Source organism: Elstera sp., assembly GCF_044372965.1.
Taxonomy (GTDB): domain Bacteria; phylum Pseudomonadota; class Alphaproteobacteria; order Elsterales; family Elsteraceae; genus Elstera.
Map to the genome: position 1 here is coordinate 1 of NZ_JBILQX010000066.1, position 17,489 is coordinate 17,489.

Below are 17,489 nucleotides of genomic sequence, written 5' to 3' on the forward strand. Positions count from 1 at the left end.
GATCCCGTTCGGGCAGCAGAATGTAAGTATCGCAAATCCCCTTTAAGGACTGCACCAAGACCTGCGCTTTCGGCAGATAGCTATAGGTGCAGACGGTAAAAATAGCCTGGCGCGTCGTTGGCTGAAACGCCGGGGGCGTGGGATTCGGAGCGTAGGTCATAGGGTCGGTTATCGGGCCGGGCCGCCCTGCAAGTCAAGCATTCGGGGCGAGGGGCGCGCCCCGGCTTGCGCGGCGCGCGGGCTTTCTGATAAGCCTGCGCCCATGTCCTTGACTGAAGATTTTTTCGAATATCGGGGCGACGATCCGAAAGCCCGGATCGCCGCGCAGGATTTCCGCGATGGCATGCGCCGAACCCCGCTGTGGTCGCGCTTGAGTTGGATCGATATTCGCAACCGCTACAAGCGCTCGGTGATCGGCCCGTTCTGGGTGACGATCAGCATGGCGATTATGGTGGCGGCGTTGGGCGTGATCTACGCCCAGCTTTTCCGGATCGAAGTGCAAGAATATGTGCCCTTCATCGCCTGCGGTTTTTTGGTCTGGAACTTCATTTCCGGCATTCTGAACGCCGCCGGGCGCACGTTCATCGATATGGAAAGCGTGATTAAGCAAGTGCCGCTGCCGGTAAGCTTCTATGCCTTCCGCAGTGTGGCGACCGAAGTGATTCTGTTCTTCCATAATTTCATCGTTTATATCGGCGTTGCGCTGTTTTTCGACATCAAGCTCGATTGGAGCGTTTTGCTCGCCCTGCCCGCCTTCGCCCTCTTGGTGCTGAATGCCGTTTGGGTGGTGATCGTGCTGGGCACGCTCTGCCTGCGCTACCGCGACATGATCCCGATTATCACCAACCTCACCCAAATCGCCTTTCTGGTCACACCGGTCATCTGGGCCGCCGATTTGGTGAAGGACCGGCGGATGATTGTAGATGCCAACCCCTTCCATCACCTTGTCGAAATCCTGCGCGCGCCCTTGCTGGGCAAAGCCATCGATCCGCTGAACTGGTGGGTTGTCATCGGGCTGGCCGTTGCGGGCTGGATCATCGCCTTTTTCTGCGTCGGCCTGACCAAGCGCCGCTTGCCGTACTGGCTGTAACCCATGGCCGATATTCTGCTTGAAAACGTCACCATCGATATCCCGGTTTTCACCGCCGAGAATCGCTCTTTGCGCAAAAGTCTGCTGCGGTTGGGCGGCGGCAATAGCCGCTTGAAGCAGGAGAGCGGCCATGTGGTGGCGCGGGCGCTGAATAAGATCAGCTTGCACCTGAAGGACGGCGACCGGCTGGGCCTCGTCGGCGTCAATGGGGCCGGGAAAACCACCCTGCTGCGCGCCCTAGCAGGCACCTATCCGCCGGTCAGTGGCCATATTCGTGCGCAAGGGCGCATCGCCTCGCTGCTCGATGTGTCTTTGGGGCTCGATTACGAGCTTTCCGGCCTGCAAAACATCTACCTCAAGGGCATGTTCCACGGGCTTAACCGCCGCGCCATCGATGCCCGCCTAGACGAGGTGATCGATTTCGCCGATTTGGGCGAGTTCATCAATTTGCCGGTGCGCACCTATTCGTCCGGCATGGTCTTGCGCCTCGCCTTCTCCATCATCACCAGTATGGAGCCGGATATTATTTTGATGGATGAATGGGTGAGCGTTGGCGATTCCCATTTCATCGAACGCGCCACCGAGCGGCTGGAGAGCTTTGTTGGCAAGTCCAGCATTCTCGTACTGGCCTCCCATTCCGAAGATTTGATCCGCAAGGTCTGTAACCGCGCCGTTCTAATGAGCCAGGGAAATATTCTGAACGATGGCAGCGTGAATGATGTTTACCATCAATATCACGTGATGGGGCCGCAGCCGTTCTTTAATGCTCAGGAGTATCTGCGCCTAAACCCCGATGTGAAAGCCGCCGTTGAAAGCGGTCAACTCTCGGCCTGGGATCATTTTCTTCTCTACGGTATTCGCGAAGAGCGGCCCATCGGGCGCGGGCTGCACTTGGGCTTTTTCGCCCATGACGCCCTGTTTCAAGAGCCGCTGGCCCGGAACGATGTGGCGGCAGCAGCGAAACGCTTGATCTCCGTTGCGCCGTTCTTGGAGCCCGTGCAACTGCCGGAAAATTGGCGCCTCTCCAAAAACACGCCGATTCCGTTGGATTTCGTGCCGCCCGAAGGCGTGTTCTTGCGCCTGCCGCCGGGGGTTGAAGTGCCGGAGGGGACCGCATTGCCGGCAAGCTTTAGGCTTTAAGCACCTGCCTTTTCGGCTTCTCCACAATCTCTCCAAACTCTCTGCAAACTGGCTCCATTAACCAACGTTACCGTCTCCCCATTCGATGATCCCACGATGGAGACGAGCATGGACCGCCGCCGCTTTCTGAAATCCGCCCTGTTCACCGGTACGGCGCTGACCGCCGCCCATATGGTGCCTAAGTTTGCGAACGCGCAGGCCATGGGCAACGCCGCCCCCACGGGCTTTCAGCGCCTCTTCCCCAATCTTCCGGCAGCCGATTTTTCGACCGAAGATCTGATGCGCCTCGCCACCGGCGACGGTAAAGACCTAACCGGTATGACGGCCGAACCCGAGGTAGTCGAAAATGCTGACGGAACTCCGCGCCGCAATAAGGAAGGCCATCTGCTCATCACCGCGACGGCGGAAGATGAGCAAGACGACGAAGAGAATTTCGGCATTGCATCGGGATACACCTATCTCGGCCAGTTCATTGATCATGATCTGACGCTGAACCCGAACAATGCTTTTGGCGCTGACGTCAATACCCCGCGCGATCCTAACTTACGCACGGCCTGGTTCGATCTCGACAGCCTGTACGGGCGCGGCCCCGCCGATCAGCCTTATCTCTTTGCCGCCGATGGCCGCACGCTGCTAACGGGGAGGAAGCTTACCGAAGCGGGGGCACCGTCCAACTGTACCGATCTGCCGCGCCTCAATGGCCGCGCGCTGATCGGCGACAAGCGGAACGATGAGAATGTCATCGTCAGCCAGTTGCACTCGGCCTTCGTCGCCTTCCACAATCAGGTCGCTAAAGAGCGCACGCATTTAGCGTTTCGCGACCTCGCGCGGGAAGTGGCCTGGCATTATCAGTGGATTGTGCTCACCGATTTCCTGCCGCGCATCGTTGGTGCGCCGATGATGCAGATGCTGCTGCCCGATTTTGGCACCAAGGATCTTGCGGGCAGTGGTCGCGCCAACCGCAGCTTCACCAAGGACCTGCGCCCCGGCGAAATGCCGCTGGAGTTTGCAGGGGCCGCCTACCGCTTCGGTCATTCGATGATCCGCCCGGCCTATCGGATCAATACCCGCCTCAAGCCAACGGCCCAGGAGCAGAAGGAAAACCCGGCCCTGGCCGGACGCCGCCTCATCTTCGCCGCCTCGCAAACCTCGGGCCTGAATGGCTTCCGCGAGTATCCGCAAGAATGGGCCATCGACTGGTCGCTTTACTTCGAAACCGAGCGCCCGCTGACCTTCGACCGGATCAAAGACGGGCCGACGCGCGTGCAGGCCGCCTATAAGTTCGATACCGCGCTGGTGAACCCGCTCGCCTTCCTGCCGGAATTCTCGCAAAGCCGCCCGGACGGCCATTTCGCCCGCGACGGCAATGGCCAGCCGCTGGCCCAGCCGGGGAAAATCTCTAGCCTCGCCCTGCGCAATCTACTGCGCGGGTCCCAGCAGGGGCTTCCCTCCGGTCAGGCCGTCGCCCGCGCGATGGGGCTCGATCCGCTGTCGGACAAAGACCTGCGCATCGGCAAAGCCACCTGCGAGGATATGGACGAAAACCGCGCAATTACGGCCTATGGCGACAGTTTCAAAGGCAATGCCCCGCTCTGGGTCTATGTCTTGGCCGAAGCACAAGCGCAGTGGGTTGCCAGGGTTAAGGCAATGAACGCGCCGGATGCGATCCGCGACGCGCAACCGTCGATCCTCGGGCCGGTCGGCGGACGGCTGGTGGCCGAAACGATCATTGCGCTGATGATGGGAGACGAAACCAGCCTGCTGCGCGCCGGGCGCGGCTGGCGGCCCGCGTATCAGGACAAGGGCGTTTTCACCATGCGCGAATTGCTCAAAGCCGCTGGGCGTGCTTAATCGGTAAGGGCGTTCACCGGGAGAGAAAGACAATGCGGGTATCGATTGCGCATAAAATCTTTCTCGCCTGGTTTTTGGTCAGTGCTGTCTTGATCATCCTCGTGACGGTGGCGATGCAGACGACGACGGGGCGGGGTTTTGCGGGCTACCTCAGCAAAGCCTCGCTGGATCGGATGGAATGGCTACCGTCGCGCCTGGAACAGCTTTATGCGCGCACGGGGGATTGGTCGGCGCTGCGGGATCAACCGGGGCTGTGGGAGCAGATTTTACGGGAAGGCTCGGCCCGGCGGCTCATCCCACCGCCGCCGCCCCGCCCCCCGCGCCCGCGCCGGGACGATGTGGCTGGCGGCGCACCGCCCCCGCCGCCGCCGCCACGGGGCGAAGATCGGCAAACGCCGCACCTCGCCTTACTCGACGCCCAAGGGCTTTTGATCGCCGGAAGCCCGGAGGAGATGGATCGCGCCGCCCGGCGTGTTTTGCACGTTCAGGGAAAGCCGGTTGGCGAATTGCTGCTGAAATCGGTCGATTTCCCCTCGGATGTGGAGCGGGCTTTTCTGGCCGACCGCGCGCGGGATGCGGCCTGGGTTGCAGGATTGGGGCTGTTGGTGTCGATGCTGCCCACCTATCTGCTGGTCCGGCATTTCACTCGGCCTATCGAAGCGATTGCCACCATAACGCGCCACTTGGCGACCGGAACCTATCAGGCGCGCTTGCCCACCAACCGTAGCGACGAGATCGGAGACATGATGCGCGCCGTCAATGGATTGGCGGAAGCCCTCGATCAGGCCGAAGCCACCCGCCGCCGCTGGATGGCCGACACGTCCCACGAGTTGCGCACGCCGCTGGCGGTTTTGCGCGCCCAGATCGAGGCAATTCAAGACGGGGTGCACGAGGCCAACCCGCGCACCATGGCCAATCTTCACGCCGAAGTGCTGCGCTTAGAAAAGCTCATCACCGATCTGCACGATCTTGCCCGCACCGATAGCACGGGGATGAGCCTTTATTGCGCCCCGCTTGATCCGCTGGAAGTGGTGCGGGAGGCGCTGACGGGTTTTGCACCAAAACTCGCCGCCCAAGCCCTCACTTTGGTCGATCAATGCCCGGAGGCTGCCACCGTGCGCGTTTCTGCCGATGCCGACCGGCTGCATCAACTGCTGACCAATTTGCTGGAAAATAGTTGCCGCTACACCGATAAGGGCGGCACAATCCGGCTGCGCCAACAGCTTTCCGCCGACCGCTGGACGCTGATCATCGACGATTCCGCCCCCAGCGTCGCCCCCGGCGATTTGCCCCATTTGTTCGACAGGTTCTTCCGCGCCGAAAGCTCGCGCAGCCGGGCGCGCGGTGGCTCCGGCCTGGGGCTTGCCATTTGTCGCGCGATTGCCGAAGCCCATGGCGGCACGCTCACCGCCGAAGCCTCCCCCTTAGGCGGGCTTGCGATGATCCTCTCGCTGCCGTCGCTGGAGCCGCCCCTGCTGGAGACCGAGCTATGAGCCAAGCGCATATTCTGATCGTCGATGACGAACCCGGTATTGCCGAGATCATCGGGGCCTATCTGGAGCGCGACGGGTTCGAAGCCTCCTGGCTCAGCACCGGGGCCGCCGTGCTGCCGTGGCTTTCGACCGTAAAGCCCGATCTGATTCTGCTCGATCTGATGTTGCCGGAAATCGACGGGATGACCCTGTGCCGCACCATTCGCACCACCAGTTCCGTTCCGATCATCATGGTCACGGCGCGGGTTGACGAGATCGACCGGCTCTTAGGGTTGGAGTTGGGGGCCGATGATTACATCTGCAAACCCTTCAGCCCGCGCGAAGTGGTGGCGCGCATCAAAGCCGTGCTGCGCCGCCAAGCCCCCGCCTCCGCCACCACCGCCGCGCCCGCCGATCAGGGCTTCGTGATCGATAGCGAGAAAATGAGCGCCAGCGTTAACGGCGTGCGCGTTGATCTAACGCCGACCGAATTCAAACTTCTGGCTGTGCTCGCCGCCCACCCCGGTAAAGTCTATTCCCGCGCGCAACTGCTCGATCATTTGAGCGATGGGTATAAGGACGTGTTTGACCGCAGCATCGATAGCCACATCAAGAACCTGCGCCGTAAACTGGCCGCCGCCGCGCCGGGGGTTGAGTTGGTGCAGTCGGTCTATGGCGTCGGCTACCGCTTCGAGCGGTCAGATTTGAGTTAGACCCGAGGGGTTGACCTCTCGGGTCGCCGGCATTGGGGTTAGCTGGTCGGAAAGGCGACCGCCCCCGGCTGCTTACCGGCAATCGGCGCGAAGGGCGTTCCGATGGAAAGTTGCTTCGGTTTTTGCGCACTCCACACCGTCGTTAGCGGTTGGCTATTGCCCGCCAGCGTCGGGGTGCCGTTCAAACTATAGGCTCCCGACGTTTCCGCCGTGGCAACCAGATCAACCGTATAGACGCTCTGGTAAATCACCGTGCTCTGGCCAGCGCTATCCGGCGCGCTAATGGTGATTGGGACATAGTTGAGACCATTCACGCCGTTGATCGTAACCGGAAGCGGCGCGTTATTGGGCTGATACGTCTGCCCGCCAATCGAGAGCGTGTAGGTGCTGGGCATAACGCCGCTGACATTCGCGCTCCAATTCAGCGTGATCTGGAACGGCAAGCTTCCGCTGGGTGCCGTCCAGGTGCCGCCCGCCCCGGCAGAGAGCGTCGCCGGGTAGGATTGAACCGGCTGGCTCGTTGGCCCCGTTCCGATAGCGGTCACGGTGAAGGTGTAAGCAAGCCCCGGCGTTAGATCGGTGAAGGTGCAACTGGTTCCCGAGGTCGTCGCCGGTGTTGCCGGTGGGCTCACGGCAACGTCATAGGTGGTAATGGTAAACCCCTCGGGCGGGGTCACGGCCGACCAATTGAGCGTCCAATTCCCCGAAGAGGGGTTCGTGAGCGCCAAGCCCTGGGGTTGGTCCAACCGCACGTCGGGCAGAATCGTCACCCGTAAGGTCGTCGCGGTCGGGGGCTGCGGAATATAGGGGCTCGGACGGCCACCCCGATCGCTGAACGGGAAGCCGTAAGAATCCGAGAAATTATAGAACACCGCCGCATAGGGGTTGTAGTACCCATCGTTGGTGGCGCGCGCCTCGGCAAAAGGATAGGGCGTCGGCGGCGGGCTATTGTACCAGGTGCTGCTATCGGTTCCGAAGGTTCCGCCCGGATAGCCGAAGTTCAACCCGGCGAGAATATCCCCGGCAATGGTGGCATAGGCGCTATTGGGAACATAGTTGGCCCAGTCCGTTGGTAAACCGGTCGGGGACTGCGACGAGGAGGATAGGGCGACCGAGAAAGCATCCGCCGGGGCGGCGTAAATATTCGTATCGAAGGATCCCGCCGGAAGCGCTACCGTTACGGTCAGATTGGTCGGCAGTTCTTGAGCGGTCGTGCCGGTGCTATCGGTATAGAGCCCATAGGGGTAGCCGCTCGTAGTGCCGGTCAGGGTTAGGGTAAACCCGTTCGCATTGTCGCTGGCGAAACTACCGCTATAGGTATAGGTCACGGCATTGGGGATTGGCGCAGGTGCCCCTACCCCGGCCGTCCCCGTGACCGTAAAACTCGTTCCCGCTGTCGCCAAGGCCGTCAGATACTCGAAAAAGCTGGGGTACGGGGCGGGAGAGCCAGTGTTCGAAGCAATCGTTCCCGGCCCCAGTACGCGGTAGAAATTCGACAGATCGACCGTGCTGCCCTGCAAGGGGGGCTGAAACGCCGTTCCCATGCTGGACGAAAGCGTGCTGAGGGTCGACAGCAGCGTTGTGGTCGAGGAATAGAAGGTCGCGGTTTCCAGAATCGTGCCGCTCGCGTCAATGAAATCGAATTGTAGCGGGATCCCGAAGAAATCGAGCGAGGTCAAATCGGCCCCCGACCCGGGATAGCCGAACTCCATCTTATCCCAGCGAAAATTTTCCTGGGTCGCGGTCGGCGCGGTGCCGCCCGAATAGGTGATAGCGGTGCCGAAGGAAATCAGCAACCGGCCCGAAACGATGGTATCCAGATCGAAGGAATAAATCGACAGCTTCGCCCCCGTCAGCGGCGATACGAACGATCCGTTGGTGCCGAGCGCGTTCAGCGCCGACGAGCTTGCCGAAGCGCCGCTCGCCTGAGGCAGATTGACGATTGCGGGTGTGACCTGCGACGAGCCCGATGGGAAGCCGATGCTTTCCCCCGTTAGGAGCAGATAGACGTCACTATCCGTCTGCCCACTGTCATTGATGATCTGAAAGGTTAAGCCGCTCGCCATGATTCCCGCGCACTCCACTATTTTAATGTTGATTAACATTTAAAGTTGAAAAATGATAAGTCATACTCTTTCAAAAAGAAAGAGATCGAATATGAACATTGAGCGCTGATATTAAGATGTCTTAATTTTCACTTCCCCTTCTCCCCCGAAAAGCGCTTAGGGTTTAGGGAAGCCTAAAAATGCCGCCAACCGTAGGACGATCATGAGCCGAACCCGCCATCTCGATGCCGTCGATCTCAGCGCCAAACTCGATAGCGCGAGCTATCAGAAGAAACTAGGGCGTCTGCAAGACAAGCTGATGCTGATCCAGCAAGCCTATCTTGGCACCCACGAGCGGGCGATGATCGTCTTCGAAGGCTGGGACGCGGCGGGCAAGGGTGGCACCATCCGCTGCCTGTCCAGCGTGCTCGATCCGCGCGGCTTCAAAGTGTGGCCGATTGCGGCCCCCACGCCCGCCGAACAGGCCAATCATTATCTACACCGCTTCTGGACGCGCTTACCGGCCTATGGGGAAATCTCGGTGTTCGACCGCTCCTGGTACGGGCGCGTGCTGGTGGAGCGGGTGGAAGGCTTTGCCAAACCTTCGGCGTGGCGACGGGCGTATGACGAGATCAATGCGTTCGAGGCGTTGCATGCCGCCGATGGCGCACGGATCCTTAAAATCTTCCTCCATGTCTCTGCCGACGTGCAGCGCGAGCGCTTCATTCGCCGTATCGAAGACCCGCTGAAGCGCTGGAAGCTGACCTACGAAGATATCCGCAATTGGCGGCAGCGCCCCGCCTATGAGGAAGCGATTGAGGAGATGCTGGAGCGTACCTCGACCAAAAATGCGCCCTGGCATGTGGTCTCGGCGAACGACAAGCAGCACGCCCGCGTCGAAAGCCTGAAGCTGATCGCCGATTGCCTCGGCAAAGGAATCGACACGAAACCGAAACCCGTTCCGGAGGAGCTTTACGCGGCGGCGCGCGAGCATTTGGGCATCACGCTCGGCACCCACGCCGGGCATTCGGGCAAAGCCCCCAAGCCTGAAAACGATCTATAGGGCGGTTGCCACCAAATCTTCGCGATAAATCCCGGTCCAGGCCACCCCATCGGGGCCGATATGGCCGCGATACATGCCCTCGCAGTTGAAGGGCAGCGCAAAACTGCCGTCGGCCCCGACCGCGACGAGGCCGCCCGCGCCGCCGATCTCGGCAAGATCGCCCATCACCACCTGGTCGGCGGCGGTGCGTAGGTCTTCGCCACGATGGCGCATGCGGGCGCTGAGTTCGTGGGCGGTGACGCGGCGCATGAAGCTTTCGCCGTGCCCCGTGCAGGAAACGGCGCAGGAAGCATTATCGGCAAAGGTGCCCGCGCCAAGAATAGGGGTATCGCCAATGCGCCCGGCCAGTTTCGCCGTGCGACCGCCGGTGGAGGTGGCCGCCGCCAGATTGCCCGCCGAATCGCGCGCCACCGCGCCCACGGTGCCATGCTTGCGGCTCTCGTCGCCATCATCCACCCCTTCCGCATTCAGGCGCAGGGTTTCGGCCAGCGCATCCCATCGCGCTTGCGTGAAGAAATAATCCTTATCCCCGAACGGCAACCCCGCTTCCTCGGCCAAGCGCGCGGCCGCCGCGCCCGACAGACACACATGTTCGGTGCGCTCCATCACCGCCCGCGCCACCAAAATCGGGTTCTTCGGGCCGAAGAGCATCGTCACCGCCCCCGCGCGCCAGTCCCGCCCATCCATCAGCGAGGCTTCCATCTCCTGCGTGCCCGCCGTGTTGAACACCGCGCCGCGCCCGGCGTTGAACAGAGGCTCATCCTCCAACACGCAAACCGACGCCGTCACCGCATCCAGCGCCAAACCGCCCGCCGCGAGAACGGCATAGCCCGCGTGTAACGCGCGCGCCAATCCGGCCCGATATTCCGCCGCGCGCGCTTCCGTCATCGTCGCGCGCAGAATGGTTCCGGCCCCGCCGTGCAGCGCGAGGGTGAAGGATGGGGACATGGAAACTCCGGCGCTTTAGGCGGGCGAGAGGGGGTAAACGGCGACGTTGGCGACAAGATCCGCCGTCGCCGCACCATAGGCCAGCATATGCGGCGCTTTGGAATGAACGGCGAGCGCTTCAGCGCTGTCCCATTTTTCGATCACCACGAACACATCCGGCCCCATCGCCGGCAGACCGGGAACGCCCGCATCAACCGTGGGGCCATACTCGATGCACCCCGCTTCGGCGAGAACCGTGGGCACAATGGCTTTAAACTGGGCCAGAACCTCGGCGCGCTTACCGGGTTTCGCGGTGACGATGGCGACGACATGCAGCATGGAACTCACTTTCCTGAAAAAACCCCGGCGAGCTTATACGGCTTTCCGCAGCCTGACAGGGGTCGATTTAAACGCCGGGGTATGACTGCGCGGATCGACGGCGCACCCCGTTAGAACATTGGCTTCCGGGTAATAGGCCATGACCGACCCGCGCGCGATATCGAAGGCGCGGACCGTGACGCCCGCCATAACGCCATGATCGGATTCGAGCACGGCGGAATCGCCATCCGCAAGCCCATGGGCGGCAATATCGTCGGCGTGCATCATCACGCTCATCCGGTCGAGCCCGCCCCGGTAGGAATCGGTGCGCTCGTAAATGATAGAGTTAAACTGACCTTCCGAGCGCACCGTGGTCAGCAACAGCCCGCTATCAACCGGTGGCAGCGGTTGGGTGACGAAGCGCGCTTTGCCCGAGGCAGTCTTGAAGCGCGGCGTGTGCAGAACGCGGCCCGTGATGTGGAATTCCTGCTTCGCGACATCGATATCAGCCAAGGCTTCCATCCCCGGAACGATTTTCGCAATCGCTTCCCGGATGGTTTTATGGGCCTTGAAGGCGGTGAAATCGACGGGGCTCTCCGGCAGCAGGCGCCGGGCTAGATCGCACAGAATATCGGTTTCGGGGCGAACGTCTTTTAGGCGCCGAATGCCGCCATCGGATAGGCGCACATAGTTGAACATCGATTCTTGCGTGGTCGGCTGCCACTCCTCATCGCGCGCCGTCACGGGCAGCACCAGCGCTTCGCTCTCATCATGGCCGTAAATATGGCCCTTGTTCAGCGTGGTGGTGAGGAACAGCTTGAAGCCGATCTTCGCCAGGGCTTCCGCCGAAAAGCGGCTGTTCGGGTTCGCTTCATAGAGGTTGCCACCCATGATGAGCGCCGCATCAATCTCGCCGCGATGGGCCGCTTGCATGCAGGCCATCGTATCCATGCCCTTCGTGGTGGGAAGCGTGACGCCCAGCGTTTCTTCCATCCGACGCAGCACATCCGCCGCCAGAACCGGCTTCACGCCAATCGTGCCGATACCTTGAACGTTGGAATGGCCGCGCAAGGGCAATAGCCCCGCCCCGATCCGGCCGATCTGCCCGCGCAACAGGGCGAGATTGGCGATATATTCGACATTTTCCACCCCGTGCAGATGATGGGTAATCCCCATGCCCCAGGCGATCACCGCCGATTTTGCCGCCGCGTAGAGGCGTGCCACCCGCGTGATGTCGGCCTGTAATAGGCCCGTGCGGCTTTCGATTTCGGCCCAGGGGGTCGCCGCGATGTCAGCGGCAAATTCGGTAAATCCGACGGTATAACCTGTAATAAATTCGACATTTTGCGCCGAAAATTCCAAAATCGCCTTTGAAAGCCCCTTCAAAACCGCCAAATCGGCCCCAATCCGGGGCTGAAGATAGTCGGAGGCGATCCAATCGCCGCCTTTTGCCATCGACTTCACGCTTTTCGGCAGGGCGAAACGTACCAACCCGGCTTCCTTCGCCGGGTTAATCATCACCACGGCCCCGCCCCGGTCGCGCACGCCTTTGAGCTTGTGAATGAAGCGCGGGTGATTGGACGAGGGGTTCGCGCCGATGACCAAAATAAAGTCGCAGCGGTCAAGATCCTCCATCTCCACCGTCGACGTGCCGGTACCAATTGTCGTCTCCAGCCCGACGCCGGTGGCCTGATGGCAGTAGTAGGAGCAATTATTAACGTTATTCGTGCCGTACAGCCGCGCGAGCAGGTGCAACACAAACCCGGCCTCGTTGGAGGAACGCCCGGAGGTATAGAAAAAACTCCGCGCCGGATCGGTCGCCCGAAAGCGCTGGGTAGCCAGATCAAGGGCAAACTCCCAGCTTACCGGCGCATAACGGTCAGTCCCGGCGGCCTTATAGATCGGAAACGCGAGGCGGCCCAAATGCTCCAACTCGTGCCCGTCCAACTCGCGCAATTCACTGAGCGAATGGGTGATGACCTCGGCGGGAATGCCGGGTTGAATGTCGGTCGATTGCGCCTGGATGGATTTATTGCAGACCGAGGGAAACTCCCCCGCCTCATTGGTCATGCCGCCCTTTTGGCCGCCCATGCCGAGCGCGCAGGCTTTGCAGGCGTTCTTCGCGGTGAGGGCCTTGGCGGTATTCTCGAGCCCCATCCGCGCTGCCGTTTTCAGCGCGTAGAGAACTTTCTTAGGGCCACCGCCGACAATCGCCTTCGTCATCCTATCCCTCCCTTTTTGAACACGCGCTTGCGAGCGACCCGCCCCCGATACTATGGCACACTCTGCCACAAGTATTAATTCGAACATCCTCTTAATTGAACCCATTCTATCTTAGTAACGCCCACGGGAACAATAATTTGCATGAAGAGTTATAAGGAGTGTTCGGCAGACTCTCCGTCTTAAGAACTCTACAAGACGAAAGGATTTCATCATGAGCAGCACGACCGATAAAATCAAAGGCGCGACTAACGAAGTCGTCGGTAAAACGAAGCAGGCCGTTGGGTCCGCCACCGATAATCCCAAGCTGCGCCTGGAAGGCGTGGTGCAGGAAGCCAAAGGCCAGACCCAACAGGCCGTCGGCCACGCCAAGGATGCCGTCAAAAAGGCCGTCGACAAAGCCTAACCGGCGCGGCCCATGCCCCCTAAGCGTCCACGCTTGGGGGGCTTTCTTTCCGGCTGACAACGGCGAACACGCAAAAGCCTGCGCAGGCCAGCGCGACAAAATAGGCAAGGCCATGGGTGAACCATTCCATGGCAAGCCCCGCGAGCATCGGCCCGAGCAGCGCCCCGCCGCCCCACATAAGCCCCATCGCCGCGTAGATGCCGACAAGCTCCGATCCTTGGAACCGGCTGCCGACAATCGTCAGCATCAGCGTGTAGACGCCAACGAAGGTCCCGCCCCAAGCGAACAACAGCGCATAGGTCAGCCAGGGCGTGCCCAGAACGAGCGGCCAGGCCAGTGCACCCAGGGCCGAGAGCGCCGCCAGCGTCACCGCCAATCGGAACCGATCAACTTTATCGCCGAGCCAGCCGATGGGCAGTTGCAAGAGAATCGCGCCGATCATCATGCACGACATAAGGCGCGGCGCCTCGTCGCTCGTCCAACCAAGGTTGACCGCATAGAGCGCGAGGAACGATAGGCCCGCCGTTTCAATCGCCGCATTCAGCACCGTTGCCGAAATCGCCAGCGGCGCTAAGCGCATGAACCGCAAGGGGCTACCCTTGGCGGGGCCTTCGAAAATCGGGGCCGCTACCTTCGGGGAGGCGACGAAGGCCGCCGCCGCCAGCGTAATCGCCGCGCCAATGACGTAGGGGGTGAAGCCGGTATGGCCGACCAGCGATAGGATTATCGGCCCCAGGGCGAAACCAATGGACAGGGAAGCGGTATAAACCGCCATCGACCGCGCCCGCGTTTCTTCGGAACTCAGGCTATTCGTCCAAGTTTCGGACAAAACGAAGAGAATTTCCGACGAAGCCCCCAACAGCACGCGCAGCACAAACCACAGCCACAGGAACGGCAGGGCTGGAAAGGCGACCAGCACCGCCGCCGCCAGCAGCAGTGCCAGAATCACGAGCCGCCTTAGCCCTACGCGCGCCACGATCTTCGGCAAGACCATCGCGGTGAGCAGAACCCCCACCGCGTGCATGGCGACATTCGCCCCGATCAGGCTTTCGCTATGCCCCCGCCCCGCCAGATCGAGCGCGATCAACGCCGCACTGAGGCTGTAGGACAGGCCGAACATCATCGCCGTGGCGATCACGGCGGCGCGCGACAGCAGAGCCGATCCTGATTGAGAAGCATCGCTCACGCGGGCACCGCCGTTTCCATTTGACCCTCTCTAGAGAAATTTTTCCCGAATATTCGTGGAGCTTTCCGTGCCGATCTTATCGAAATGCAGCGCCAAAAACTGCTTGGCCTTTCGCCGCCCGATATCGTGAAGATAGGTCAGAAACTCCCAATCGGGGTTGAGTTTCGACGAGACGCTGAACTGGGCCAATTCGCTTTCGGCATCAATCGTATGGATATTGATGCGGGCGTATTTTTGGGGGTTAAGCTCGCCATTATCCAACAGGTCGCTAACAAACTGAATGGCGCGCATTTCCCGCATCAAACTGGAATTGAAGGACAGCGTATTGATCCGGTCGAGAATACCGCGCGCGGTGCGGGGGACGTCGGGAATATTGATCGGATTGATCTGCACGATCAAAATATCGTTACTGCCGCCGGCGTAAATCAGCGGATAAATCGGCGGATTGCCCGAATAGCCACCGTCCCAGAAATACTCATGGTCGATTTCGACGGCCTGGAACAGGAACGGCAGGCAGGCCGACGCCATGATCGATTGCGGCGTCAGTTCGTGCTGGTCGAAAATCCGTAAGCGCCCGTTCAGCACATTCGTTGCAGCGATAAAGAGTTTACACACATCCGCCCCACCGCGCACCGCGTCGAAATCGACGACATCGGCAATCAGATCTTGGAGCGGGTTCATATTCTTCGGGTTCATCTCATAGGGCGAAAACACGCGCGACAGAGCGTCGTAAATGCCCCAGAGCGGCGAATATTCCATATTCCCGCGCGAAAAATGCTTATCGAGCGGCGTTGGTTGCAATGGGCCGTTCTTACCGGCGTCGGAAGCTTTCTTCCAAAACCGATGCAGCAGCTCGCGCGCCTTATCCGGCCCGCCGGTGATGAGACCGCAGGCGGTCATCGTCGCATTCATCGCCCCGGCGCTGGCCCCAACCAGGGCTTCGATCTCGATGCGGCCATCTTCCAGCAACGCATCGATCACGCCCCAAGCGTATGCCCCGTGCGAGCCGCCGCCTTGCAGGGCGAGCTTAATCTTCTTTTTGCCAGACGCGGCATTCGCAACGCTCATTCATGCTCTCCAGATTAAGCTTGAGGCGGCTCGGCGGGCGGATCGACCCGATGCAGCCAGATGTCATGACGGGGCAGGAAGGCCCGCGTCGGCTCGGCCCGCAAGGTCGCGTAAACGGCGCGGCTGAGGTGCCCGCGCAAAACGACCAGACGGGCAAAATCGTCGATAAAGAAATAAAGCCGCCAAATCACAACATCGGGCTTCATTTCATGCATCAAAATAATCGGCGCGGGATCGGTTAGAACGCCGCTAACGCTCGCCGCCGCCGCGCGGAGTGCCGCCTCCACCTGAGCATCGTCGAACCCATAGGTCAGCGGTATTTCGACATTCGCCAGATGCAGTTTGCTCGGCAGCGCGTGATTGATTAGGCGGGAGCGCGCGACCATTCCGTTGGGAATAATCATCTCATCGCCGGTCCGGGTGCGGACATGGGTGGCGCGCCAGTTGGTGATGAGAACGAAGCCTTGAATACCCCCATCCAGGGTAATCCAATCGCCTGCCTTAAAGGGGCGCTCCAAATTCAGCGCCAATCCGGCAAAAAGATCGCCCAAAGTGTTCTGAAGGGCCAAGCCCAGAACAATCACAAGAATCCCGGAGGTCGCGAAGAGGCCCGTCACGGGTTGCTTGAAGATATGAACGGCAATCACGCCGGTAAAAATAATATAGATTATGATGTTCAGCATATCGGTCAGCAGCTTGCGCTGCCGCGGCATTCCGCCGGTGCCTCCGCCAAAAATCCGCGACCAGAGGAAAAGCTCTAAACCGACCGTGATCGCCCACGCAAGCGCGTACCACCAGCCGATAGCGAGCCCATCAATTACCCACCCCGGTAGAACCGATGACGGTAGAAATCCGGCATATCCCCCAAGATCGTCCGGGCGCAAAATGGCGAGCGCCACCAAAACCAAAACAGCAATTGATCGTAAAAACCGCTTCGATTCGTTTTTCATCGATCAATGCTTCGCCTAAAATGAACGAGCGCAGGATAGATTGACCGCACCCTTGTGTAAAGTCAGGGGCTAAAATAAATAGATTAAGAAAATATGATGCGCATTTTATAGTTTAGCGCACTAGCGAATCGCATCGGCAAGGTTGGCGACCGTTGCACCCGCTAGCGCGCACAAATGATCCTAACGCCCCTTCACTTTGCGCCAGGCGGCAAAATCGATCTTTGACTGCTCTTCCGTAGGGGGATACAGGCCAAGAATCGAGCGACCGCCTAAAACTTGTTCCGTTACGAAATCTTCGAAGGCCGTCATCTCCACGGCTTCATCGGCAATCTCATCGGCCAGATGCGCCGGAATGACGATGACGCCTTCGCCGTCGCCCACCACCACATCGCCCGGAAACACCGCCACGTCGCCGCAGCCAATCGGCACGTTAATGTCGAGCGCCTGATGGTGGGTGAGGTTAGTGGGGGCCGAGGGGCGGTTGTGGTAGGCCGGAATATCAAGCTCAGCAATTTCCGGGCTATCGCGGAAGCCGCCATCGGTGACGACCCCGGCGACGCCGCGCACCATGAGGCGGCTGACGAGGATCGAGCCTGCCGACGCGGCGCGCGCGTCTTTCCGGCTATCGATGACGAACACCGCACCCGGCGGGCATTCTTCCACGGCCTTGCGCTGCGGATGGGCGCGGTCTTGGAACACGCTGAGCGGGTTCAGATCCTCGCGCGCCGGAATGTAGCGCAGGGTAAAGGCCTCGCCGACCATCACCTTGCCCTTGGCTTTCAGCGGGCGAACATCCTGAATGAATTGATTGCGCAGGCCGCGTTTGAACAAAGCGGTGCAGAGCGTGGCGGTGCTGACGGTCGCCAGCTTGGCGCGAGTGGCGTCGGATAACATCGGAAAAACCTCCAAACCTCAAAAAATGACGGGTTCCGGCACGGGTGCGCCGAAGTCAGTTTGCAGAAAGTCGAAATCACAGCCCTGATCGGCCTGGGTGATGTGCCGGGAGAACATCCAGCCGTAGCCCCGCTCGTAGCGCGGCG

Annotated in this window: 15 protein-coding genes; 7 read left to right on the top strand and 8 right to left on the bottom strand. The window is 60.5% G+C overall.

Annotated elements, in window-relative coordinates; translation table 11 throughout:
• Positions 1 to 262: 262 nt before the first annotated feature.
• The 5 genes from ACIQ36_RS10180 to ACIQ36_RS10200 all read left to right on the top strand — a co-directional run bounded on the left by ACIQ36_RS10180 (position 263) and on the right by ACIQ36_RS10200 (position 6,266).
• Positions 263 to 1,090: an ABC transporter permease gene (locus ACIQ36_RS10180; protein ID WP_395828827.1), complete on the top strand. Its 828-nt coding sequence runs from the start codon at positions 263 to 265 to the stop codon at positions 1,088 to 1,090.
• Positions 1,091 to 1,093: 3 nt separating this feature from the next.
• The gene (locus tag ACIQ36_RS10185) at positions 1,094 to 2,230 is read left to right on the top strand and encodes an ABC transporter ATP-binding protein (RefSeq protein ID WP_395828829.1); all 1,137 of its coding nucleotides are present in this window, start codon (positions 1,094 to 1,096) and stop codon (positions 2,228 to 2,230) included.
• Between the two features lie 108 nt (positions 2,231 to 2,338).
• Complete coding sequence (locus ACIQ36_RS10190; protein ID WP_395828831.1) at positions 2,339 to 4,081, top strand: peroxidase family protein; 1,743 nt, start codon at positions 2,339 to 2,341, stop codon at positions 4,079 to 4,081.
• Positions 4,082 to 4,113: 32 nt separating this feature from the next.
• Positions 4,114 to 5,574, top strand: coding sequence for an ATP-binding protein (locus ACIQ36_RS10195; RefSeq protein ID WP_395828833.1), 1,461 nt, complete (start codon positions 4,114 to 4,116; stop codon positions 5,572 to 5,574).
• Entirely contained in the window at positions 5,571 to 6,266 is a 696-nt protein-coding gene (locus ACIQ36_RS10200; RefSeq protein ID WP_395828835.1) for a response regulator, read from the top strand. The genes ACIQ36_RS10195 and ACIQ36_RS10200 overlap by 4 nt, the downstream gene beginning before the upstream one ends.
• Before the next feature lie 38 nt (positions 6,267 to 6,304).
• Here ACIQ36_RS10200 and ACIQ36_RS10205 read toward each other — a convergent pair whose 3' ends face one another.
• Complete coding sequence (locus tag ACIQ36_RS10205; RefSeq protein WP_395828837.1) at positions 6,305 to 8,332, bottom strand: fibronectin type III domain-containing protein; 2,028 nt, start codon at positions 8,330 to 8,332, stop codon at positions 6,305 to 6,307.
• 202 nt (positions 8,333 to 8,534) lie between these two features.
• Between ACIQ36_RS10205 and ACIQ36_RS10210 the strand changes: the two genes are divergently transcribed.
• Complete coding sequence (locus ACIQ36_RS10210) at positions 8,535 to 9,374, top strand: polyphosphate kinase 2 family protein (RefSeq protein WP_395828839.1); 840 nt, start codon at positions 8,535 to 8,537, stop codon at positions 9,372 to 9,374.
• On the opposite strand, the gene ACIQ36_RS10215 is transcribed toward ACIQ36_RS10210, so the two are convergent.
• From ACIQ36_RS10215 to ACIQ36_RS10225, 3 genes are read right to left on the bottom strand one after another with little or no spacing between them, the layout of a single operon-like run.
• Entirely contained in the window at positions 9,369 to 10,322 is a 954-nt protein-coding gene (locus tag ACIQ36_RS10215; RefSeq protein ID WP_395828841.1) for an isoaspartyl peptidase/L-asparaginase family protein, read from the bottom strand. The two genes, ACIQ36_RS10210 and ACIQ36_RS10215, sit on opposite strands and share 6 nt — an antisense overlap.
• Before the next feature lie 15 nt (positions 10,323 to 10,337).
• Positions 10,338 to 10,640: a putative quinol monooxygenase gene (locus tag ACIQ36_RS10220; RefSeq protein ID WP_395828843.1), complete on the bottom strand. Its 303-nt coding sequence runs from the start codon at positions 10,638 to 10,640 to the stop codon at positions 10,338 to 10,340.
• 33 nt (positions 10,641 to 10,673) lie between these two features.
• Positions 10,674 to 12,842, bottom strand: coding sequence for an FdhF/YdeP family oxidoreductase (locus ACIQ36_RS10225; RefSeq protein ID WP_395828845.1), 2,169 nt, complete (start codon positions 12,840 to 12,842; stop codon positions 10,674 to 10,676).
• Between the two features lie 211 nt (positions 12,843 to 13,053).
• Between ACIQ36_RS10225 and ACIQ36_RS10230 the strand changes: the two genes are divergently transcribed.
• Positions 13,054 to 13,245: a CsbD family protein gene (locus ACIQ36_RS10230; protein WP_395828847.1), complete on the top strand. Its 192-nt coding sequence runs from the start codon at positions 13,054 to 13,056 to the stop codon at positions 13,243 to 13,245.
• Positions 13,246 to 13,264: 19 nt separating this feature from the next.
• Here ACIQ36_RS10230 and ACIQ36_RS10235 read toward each other — a convergent pair whose 3' ends face one another.
• The 4 genes from ACIQ36_RS10235 to ACIQ36_RS10250 all read right to left on the bottom strand — a co-directional run bounded on the left by ACIQ36_RS10235 (position 13,265) and on the right by ACIQ36_RS10250 (position 17,343).
• Entirely contained in the window at positions 13,265 to 14,431 is a 1,167-nt protein-coding gene (locus ACIQ36_RS10235) for an MFS transporter (protein WP_395828849.1), read from the bottom strand.
• 30 nt (positions 14,432 to 14,461) lie between these two features.
• Positions 14,462 to 15,499: a patatin-like phospholipase family protein gene (locus ACIQ36_RS10240; protein WP_395828851.1), complete on the bottom strand. Its 1,038-nt coding sequence runs from the start codon at positions 15,497 to 15,499 to the stop codon at positions 14,462 to 14,464.
• Between the two features lie 14 nt (positions 15,500 to 15,513).
• A complete protein-coding gene (locus ACIQ36_RS10245; RefSeq protein WP_395828853.1) occupies positions 15,514 to 16,449 on the bottom strand; it encodes a mechanosensitive ion channel family protein in 936 nt (311 codons plus the stop codon).
• 180 nt (positions 16,450 to 16,629) lie between these two features.
• Positions 16,630 to 17,343, bottom strand: coding sequence for a ribonuclease activity regulator RraA (locus ACIQ36_RS10250; RefSeq protein WP_395828855.1), 714 nt, complete (start codon positions 17,341 to 17,343; stop codon positions 16,630 to 16,632).
• Positions 17,344 to 17,489 lie beyond the last annotated feature (146 nt).

Excerpts from the sequence above, each read along its gene's own strand:
- ACIQ36_RS10180 (WP_395828827.1), top strand. The coding sequence starts at position 263 with ATGTCCTTGACTGAAGATTTTTTCGAATATCGGGGCGACGATCCGAAA.
- ACIQ36_RS10185 (WP_395828829.1), top strand. The coding sequence starts at position 1,094 with ATGGCCGATATTCTGCTTGAAAACGTCACCATCGATATCCCGGTTTTC.
- ACIQ36_RS10190 (WP_395828831.1), top strand. The coding sequence starts at position 2,339 with ATGGACCGCCGCCGCTTTCTGAAATCCGCCCTGTTCACCGGTACGGCG.
- ACIQ36_RS10195 (WP_395828833.1), top strand. The coding sequence starts at position 4,114 with ATGCGGGTATCGATTGCGCATAAAATCTTTCTCGCCTGGTTTTTGGTC.
- ACIQ36_RS10200 (WP_395828835.1), top strand. The coding sequence starts at position 5,571 with ATGAGCCAAGCGCATATTCTGATCGTCGATGACGAACCCGGTATTGCC.
- ACIQ36_RS10205 (WP_395828837.1), bottom strand. The coding sequence starts at position 8,332 with ATGGCGAGCGGCTTAACCTTTCAGATCATCAATGACAGTGGGCAGACG.
- ACIQ36_RS10210 (WP_395828839.1), top strand. The coding sequence starts at position 8,535 with ATGAGCCGAACCCGCCATCTCGATGCCGTCGATCTCAGCGCCAAACTC.
- ACIQ36_RS10215 (WP_395828841.1), bottom strand. The coding sequence starts at position 10,322 with ATGTCCCCATCCTTCACCCTCGCGCTGCACGGCGGGGCCGGAACCATT.
- ACIQ36_RS10220 (WP_395828843.1), bottom strand. The coding sequence starts at position 10,640 with ATGCTGCATGTCGTCGCCATCGTCACCGCGAAACCCGGTAAGCGCGCC.
- ACIQ36_RS10225 (WP_395828845.1), bottom strand. The coding sequence starts at position 12,842 with ATGACGAAGGCGATTGTCGGCGGTGGCCCTAAGAAAGTTCTCTACGCG.
- ACIQ36_RS10230 (WP_395828847.1), top strand. The coding sequence starts at position 13,054 with ATGAGCAGCACGACCGATAAAATCAAAGGCGCGACTAACGAAGTCGTC.
- ACIQ36_RS10240 (WP_395828851.1), bottom strand. The coding sequence starts at position 15,499 with ATGAGCGTTGCGAATGCCGCGTCTGGCAAAAAGAAGATTAAGCTCGCC.
- ACIQ36_RS10245 (WP_395828853.1), bottom strand. The coding sequence starts at position 16,449 with ATGAAAAACGAATCGAAGCGGTTTTTACGATCAATTGCTGTTTTGGTT.
- ACIQ36_RS10250 (WP_395828855.1), bottom strand. The coding sequence starts at position 17,343 with ATGTTATCCGACGCCACTCGCGCCAAGCTGGCGACCGTCAGCACCGCC.